Origin of the sequence: Aquibacillus salsiterrae, from assembly GCF_028416595.1 — a bacterium.
Classification (GTDB): Bacteria; Bacillota; Bacilli; order Bacillales; family Amphibacillaceae; genus Aquibacillus_A; species Aquibacillus_A salsiterrae.
Genome location: NZ_JAMQKC010000044.1, coordinates 1 through 6,052, shown reverse-complemented (window position 1 = coordinate 6,052; position 6,052 = coordinate 1). Strand labels below are relative to the sequence as shown.

Below are 6,052 nucleotides of genomic sequence, written 5' to 3'. Positions count from 1 at the left end.
CAATAGCTTCTTTTTGTTCCTGTGAATATCGTATTCTATTTCTCCCTGTCATATTAAATCGACCTCCGTGTTATTTACTTAACTATAACACTAAAGTATCGTACGACATCTATCCTAACAGAGGGGGCTAGGTACTTTAAGTTTATTATTGTTAATCAATAATATAAAGTGATTTCTAATAAAAAAACTTATCGTTTAAAGCCTTTATTTAATAAAAAAATTAAAGCGTAAAAAATTTAAAAACATTTTCCTAGGAATAACAACTTTTAGTTCCTAGGTTATATAATAATTTTTCGTAAGTATTTTGTACTACTTAGTTTTATACGCTTGATTTCTATGACTTGGAACGTTCGGGTACCTAAGTTCAAGTTTATTATCATTAAGTAATGGTTTAACATATTTCTTTCTTAATCAACTAGCTTCCCTATTAAGCAGCTCCGATAATTCATTAAGAGAAAGAAACTGTTCTTTACATAAAGATAATATAAGTTCCCTCATAATAACAGGTTTCAATCTAGCATTTTCTCTTGCTGGTTTTGCAATTGCCAGTAACTGGTTGTACGACTCGCTAAAGTTTCCTAGGATTTTCTCCTTATTCCCTAGGTTAATTTCATGATTACCTTGGATTTCACTTTTTTCACTGTGGTTACTCTGCTGAATATAATCAAAAATTTCCTGCGATGGTTTAAATACTTCTGAAAGAATATACTCTGTACCTCTTCCAGCTCCCTGAGTTTCCAATAAACCTTCGTGTACAAAATTTGTTAATAATTTATTAATATCTTGTGCATATTTATTTGTTAGGGTCTGGAGTCTAACATTAGTTACACTTTTTTCTTGGTATGCAGTAACTAATATGAGCACTTCATCAGGAGATAATAGATGATATCTATCTTTAAGGCTAAACTTTATAAACTTAACAATGTCGTCTGGTAATAAAGAAGTTGTTAACAAGGTCAAAGTTGTCCGTTCGGGCTGAAACTCCTCTTGTAAAGCGGGCATTTTCCAATGCTGTTGCCTCCAAGTCGTGTGAATGTTCTCTAAACCATATCCAGAACGTTCTCCTAATCCGAGCTGGGAGAACATTTTAAATAAAAAAGGGTTTCGAGGGTCACTATTTCCACCCTCAATCGCTTTTTCGTAAGGTATTCTTAATATCCCGGGGTTAGAAAAACGAAAGAAACTTTTTTCTTTTTCTATTACAATTCCTACTTCTGCAAAGTAATTTGCATGTATTAACGTATTTAACACTGCCTCTCTTAATGCCTTGTGCACTCGTGTATCTGACTGACGCATAAGCTCGTCGCCCTCAATATGAAATGGAACATTAATATTAGCAGTTAATTTTCCAATAACTTTAAAATAAAAATCATAAAGATTACCCGACACTACCAGACAATGGATGCCGGCTATGACTACGATCCAATCTATGAACAAGTGCATCGAATGGGACAACAATCTGTCATTGCTTACAATAAGAAAAATGAAAGTGAGCCAATTGGCTTCGACAAACACTTTGCCCCGACTTGTTTTCGAGAGCATTCCTATCGCTATGATAGTTTTGATGCGAAATACGAAACGTTGAAATATACAAGACCAAAAGAATGCAGTGATTGTCCACTAGCTAACGAAGGCATCTGTCAAAAAGTGTATAAAGTAAAAATAACAACGGATCTAAGGAAATATACCGCACCAGCCCGTGGCTCGAAGACTTGGCAAACGCTGTTCAAACGTCGCTCTGCTGTAGAACGTGTGAATGCCTACCTCAAGGAATTTTTTCAACTCAACAATGTTCGATATCGTACTGGAAAACGCGCAAAGGTTCACTTTGACATCGTAACGCTTATTTATAATGCTTCAAAATTGGCTGCAGATCGTATCAATGCACTGTTAAACCAGCAACAAGCTGCTTAAGAAAATTTTTAAGAAATGCATTTTAAAAGTTCTGTAGGTCTGTTTATTTTTAAAAAGAGCAATTATGAGATTGACTCATATCTAAAAAATTTTCAAATGCTTCTTCATCATTAATTGTTTTCTTGATGATTTTTAATTCTTCTTCTGTTAATTATTTACGTCTTTTCACAACAAATAACCTCCTAGTGCACACGATTCGAGGCATACGATTTTTACTTATTTTTGTCGTGTTAAACGCAAATAAAAAAGACCCCAACATTATCGTTGAAGTCTTGGTATTACTAGGTTTATGATACCGGTGGTCGGGGTCGAACCGACACTCCAGAAGGAACACGATTTTGAGTCGTGGCGGAACAATTTATCGTACACCGAGGCGTTATTAGCCCCGTTACTATACAGTTTTTTCGTTTTAGTTATTCGCACTATTCGTATGGTTACGTACTATTCCGATAATCAGACCGTTAAATCAACGATAAATCAGCGTTGCATACTATTAGGGTCGTGCGAATTCGGAAAGTACATTTAAAATATAGCATAGGAATATACTTTTCGTCAAAATAAAAAAAACGGAGCCCCTATTCGGTAGCTCCTATCCGTAGTTTATCTTGGTCCCATAAATCTATCGCCGTTAAAGTGTAGCATATGTTCGGGCATATCAGCGAACCAAACCTCGGTTTCAAATGCGATATCCTCGGCGTATTGCTTAAAGGTCCTTATATCAGGGAATGCCGTAACATATATTTTACCCGCTGGACAACGCTCGAACATTTTTTCTAATTCATATACTCGCTTAGGTCCTATCGGTCCGTGAGACGTTACCGCCTCTATTAGAAATATCCAATTTTTCTTTTCGTCGTAAAGAAGGACGTCGGGTAGTTTGTCGTGTGAGATAGGAATATTTAGTTTATCTAGTTTCTCATTCTCGACGACGAGCGACTTATTAGCCGTATCACCTAGATATAGTAACTCGGACCCTTGAGCGAAAATAGAGGCAAAGTCCTCGACTATGTTTTTTTGTAGTATATTATGCTCTCCCGACGATAGATAGAGCACTACGTCATCTTTTACCATAATCGGAACTCTATTTATATTACGTTTTCTTTCGTATTTCTCGGTAAGTGTTGAGAATATATTTTTAAACCATAAGAGTTTTTCCTCCCACTTTTCGGAGCCGTACGCTCGAGCTACGCTTAAAAACTCGTCAGTAACTGCATAAACAGTATTCCCGCTATTTGTCGGTCGGGTCGGGTCGTCGGGGTTTCTCTCGATTAGGTTAGCTTGTTCGAATTGGTGTATAGTTTGTCGTCGGATTGTTTCACGACTATTTGGAGCGTATTGTTTATCATAGTGCTCCGCCATATAGTCCATAATATCGACTACACGTAAAAGACGCTTTTGGGCGTTAGCCCATGCGTCATCTTCTTTTAGGTTTAATAACGCAAGTAAAGTTAATGCGGACCTTTGGTTATGTTGTTTTTTTGGTAATCCTAACTGTACTAAAGCGTCGAGAGCTTGTTCTTCTTTATCCACTTTTTCTCCCCCCATTCTATCTTTTCTATTTTTAAAGTAGTTTTTTAATAATTCGTCTACGTTTTTATATTCTATTTCGTTCTGTATAATACCTTTTCCTAACTCAACTATAAAGTCGTATTCGGGAAATGGTAAGGGACGTATATCGGAGGCGTTTACCTGTGTATTTCCGTTTACAATTCTGAAATACTTATCGACTAAGTTAGAGTTAAGGAATGCCGCTATTCCGTATGTTTCCTCAATCGTTAAAGCTCCTTCTTCTTTATAAATATAATTCAAGTGATTTTCTAAGCCTACCATTTTAAAATCAAATTTAGAGGCGTTATAAATAGCGACGTCGACCCGTTTCTTTTGCTCCTTAGACGTGAACCTCTTAACTAAAATGTAATTATTTGAAGGTAACGCTAGTTTCTTTTTCTCCGAGTCGGGCGTTATGCCTTCGTCGTCTTTTCCTAGCGGGAATACTACCTCCATATTTTTTATATTTTTCATAAATAACAAAGGATACGTTTCGCTTTCTCTGTATTCCGTAATAAACTCCTTATTTCGAAAGTTAACGACGGGACCCGTAGAGATATTCATATTCATTAACGAGAGGTTATTCGTCCAATTATCGAATAAAGTTAGAGTTTCTTTCTCCTCAATATTTGTAGGAAGTCTTAATAAGTTAATTTGGTCGGTCGAGTCAATAACGAGAGATTTTTTAAAAGTCTCTTGGTGGTAGCTTTCATTTATTTCGGAAGTTAGAGACGAACTTATTGTAATGTACTCCTCTATTTTACTCCTTTTAAAACCACTTAGTATCACGTTTTCTTGGAGTACCTTCTCTCCTTTAAAATTACCTTTTCGAGACGTAAATAAGTGAATATGGTCGGGGTCTATGTTTTCAAAAAAGATTGACCTAAACTTTTCAAAGTATGCACCCGAGCAATAACTTCTAGGAGTAATAAAAACAAGTTGACCGTTATTTTCTAGTAATTTTTCCGCTATTGCCATAAACATAAAATATACGTTTGGTTGACCGTGAACATAATCTTTTAGTATTGAGGAATACTCGTGATTTTTATTAACCTTGTAATAAGGCGGATTACTAATAGCAACGTCGTATTTATTGCTTTTACTGATGGTAAATAGAGTGTCCTCGAATAAAAAACTATTACTTATAATAAAATCATCACTTAAAATTGAATAAGTAAACTTATTACCTTTTGCCTCCATTTGTTCACGGCATAGCTCCATACTTTTTTCTAAGAAAGGTAAGACTTTTTCATCGTTTTCGTATAGGTCTACCTCGATATTTATACTTCTATCTTCTTGTACTATCCTCTGTATTAGTGCGGCGGTTAACATTCCCGTTCCACTTCCACAATCTAATACTTTCATATTTCTCTTATTAAATACTACTAACCCCGCCATGAACTCCGCTATATTTGCCGAGGTAAAATATTGACCTTTTTCTTTTTTCTCATTTTCGGTCACACTTTTATTTTTTTCGATTGAGAGGAGCTCTATGTATTCTAAAAGTGATTGAGATGTCTCTTTTTCTAGTTGTATCCTCATTATTACACCTACTTAAATCATTATCTTTGTAATTATTATAGCATTTTATCGTATCAATGAAATTAGCTAAAAATAAAAAGGGCTCACAATAAATAGTGAGCTCCCTTATGTGTTACTTTTACTTATTATAAAGATTTATTACTACTTTCTATCTCGGTTACGACCTCCGCCCTTTTCTCAAAATATTCCTCCGTATTATCGAGATAACTCGCTCCTAACGTCGAAATCTCTCTCATAGCCGTATGAACTATTTGCGAAGTCATAGAAGCCTCTAATAACGCTCTCGATTGGTCCATTAGGTTTCTAACTTCTTCGGCTCCTTCGGGTAACGACCGATTGCTTACCACTTGGAAAAGTTTACCTATTTCTTTATTTAACGCCATACGGTCCGTAGAATTTGTTGCTAAATTAACTACGTGTTGCCCGAGTTGTGGCATTTTAGCTCTTAACTCCGACGCTAGAGCAGGCTCGTTTGCTTCATTGATAAGCTCATCTAGTGCCTTACGTGCGTTCTCCGCATTGGTAGCGAATAAGATGCGACCCTCGAGCTCTTGAGCCTTAAGGTCGAATAACTTACGCTTAGTCTCACTTACCTCGGGTAGATTAGACGTTATAAACGCCTCGCCTTGTTCGATAAGTTGACGGAGCGGCTCGTCGTGCTCCATGCGTAAATGTTCGGCGGTACGTACCATTTTTACCTCGTCGATATTCTTAATGCGTGCTATGCGTCCTTGTTTGCCTTCCTCGCTTAGCTCACGGTCTGATAGAATTTTACCTTTCTCCGCTCTGTGATTATCTAATAGCTCTCGATAAATACGCGTGCTTTCCCCACGTAATTGTTGAGCGTAGTTAACCTTTTCTTGCATTGTCATGATGTCCATTAGAACCTCTCCTTTTTAGTTTTATTAGTGGAGCGGTATTTGGATAGGTTACACTTAGTTGGACAGATTCGTTAAGGTCATATAAACTTGATTCAATGAATGTCGGGGGAGAATCAATGATGACCAAAAGAGAACGAAGATCATTTTCAAAAGAATTTAAAGAACAA

Annotated in this window: 4 protein-coding genes and 1 pseudogene; 1 reads left to right on the top strand and 4 read right to left on the bottom strand. The window is 36.4% G+C overall.

What is annotated here, in order from left to right:
- Window positions 1-411 precede the first annotated feature (411 nt).
- Window positions 412-1,296: an ATP-binding protein gene (locus tag NC799_RS17985; RefSeq protein ID WP_272447809.1), complete on the bottom strand. Its 885-nt coding sequence runs from the start codon at window positions 1,294-1,296 to the stop codon at window positions 412-414.
- Window positions 1,297-1,386: 90 nt separating this feature from the next.
- Here NC799_RS17985 and NC799_RS17980 point away from each other — a divergent pair.
- Window positions 1,387-1,914 (top strand): annotated as a pseudogene (locus tag NC799_RS17980) (transposase); the annotation flags it as partial.
- A 600-nt stretch (window positions 1,915-2,514) separates the two neighbouring features.
- Here NC799_RS17980 and NC799_RS17975 read toward each other — a convergent pair.
- From NC799_RS17975 to NC799_RS17965, 3 genes are all read right to left on the bottom strand, one after another.
- On the bottom strand, window positions 2,515-5,004 hold the full coding sequence (locus NC799_RS17975; RefSeq protein WP_272447808.1) for a BsuBI/PstI family type II restriction endonuclease: 2,490 nt from the start codon (window positions 5,002-5,004) through the stop codon (window positions 2,515-2,517).
- A 125-nt stretch (window positions 5,005-5,129) separates the two neighbouring features.
- Entirely contained in the window at window positions 5,130-5,885 is a 756-nt protein-coding gene (locus NC799_RS17970; protein WP_272447807.1) for a hypothetical protein, read from the bottom strand.
- On the bottom strand, window positions 5,854-6,052 hold a 199-nt coding region (locus tag NC799_RS17965; RefSeq protein ID WP_272447806.1), incomplete at its 5' end, for a hypothetical protein. The genes NC799_RS17965 and NC799_RS17970, both read right to left, overlap by 32 nt.